We start from the raw sequence: 1,315 nt of genomic DNA on the forward strand, positions 1-1,315 counted from the left end.
GCCGGTAAGATCACGAACTGCCAGATCGGCGTGTTTGCCACCTATGTCTCGCGTCATGGCCATGCGTTCATCGATCGGGAACTCTATCTGCCGAAAAGCTGGACTGACGACCCCGTGCGTCTGGCTGCCGCACATGTGCCGGATGAAACCGGTTTCGCCACCAAGCCGCAACTGGCGATCCGGATGATAGCCCGTGCGATTGAAGCACATGTTCCGTTCTCCTGGGTGGCTGCCGACAGCGTTTACGGGGTCGGCGCAATCGAGCAGGATTTGCGTCGCGCCGGCAAGGCCTACGTGCTGGGGGTGAGTTCGTCTCACTGGTTTCATTCATGGGGCAAGACGCCGATGATCGGCGGCACCGCAGCCGAGATTGCCGCCACGCGGACCAAGGCCGACTGGCAGCGTTTATCAGCTGGTTCCGGTACCAAGGGGCCACGTCTGCAGGATTGGTGCTACGTTGAACTTGCAGATCTTGCAGACGAAACCGAGGGCGATGCAAATCAGGCACGATGGACGCGGGGTCTGCTGATCCGCCGTCACATTGCGGATGGTGAACTGGCCTTCTTTTCAACCTGGTGCAAGGTGGGAACCACGATCGAAACCCTGATCACCGTTGAGGGTCATCGCTGGGCCATCGAAGACAGTTTCGAAGCCGCCAAAAACGAACTTGGGCTCGACCATAACGAAACCCGGTCCTGGCACGGATGGTATCGTCACGTGTCTCTGGTAATGCTGGCATATGCGATGATGGCGGCCGTCCGGCTGCAGGCCAATCAGTCTCCACCAAAAAAAACGATGCGACACCCTGCAAGACATCACCCGGACTTATCCGTTGGTCAATCCAAGAAATCAGGCGGATCGCACACCGGTTCGCGCAAAAACGTATCCGACCTGCCTTCGTTATAGCTTGGTCGCTGTGGCGACGAACTCATCAAGCAATCGCTCAACAGGCACACTTAAAATCTAAAATGCAACTGTAATGTTAGAGTCCATCCGGGATCATTTTGTTTCCTTACAGAGTTTTCGTACCATCAGCCGGATGGATGCCCAGCGTAGAAATGCAAGTCCGTTTCGGTTGAGGCATTCCCAATCCTTGGCCAACCGGCGACAACGGTTGAGCCAGCCGATGGTTCGCTCAACGATCCAGCGCTTGGGCGCAACGACGAACTTTCCGATATCGGAGCGCTTGACGATCTCGACATTGATCTGAGCGCACACGCGGCCCAGCCCTTCCTGGAATTTCGGCCCTTGATAGCCACCGTCGGCATAAAGCTTGAGCAGAAAGGGAAACAGACCGAACAGCGTTCCCATCAGC

At 56.6% G+C, this 1,315-nt stretch carries 2 protein-coding genes; one reads left to right on the forward strand and one right to left on the reverse strand.

Features of this window, described 5'->3' with window-relative positions:
- Positions 1 to 906: IS701 family transposase (locus tag AruPA_RS20735; protein ID WP_265638645.1), on the forward strand; the 906-nt coding region annotated here is incomplete at its 5' end.
- Between the two features lie 93 nt (positions 907 to 999).
- Here AruPA_RS20735 and AruPA_RS20740 read toward each other — a convergent pair.
- Positions 1,000 to 1,315, reverse strand: a 316-nt coding sequence (locus AruPA_RS20740; RefSeq protein WP_265638646.1) for a transposase, incomplete at its 5' end; no start/stop codon positions are given.

The sequence above is a fragment of the Acidiphilium sp. PA genome, assembly GCF_026191915.1.
Taxonomy (GTDB): Bacteria; Pseudomonadota; Alphaproteobacteria; order Acetobacterales; family Acetobacteraceae; genus Acidiphilium.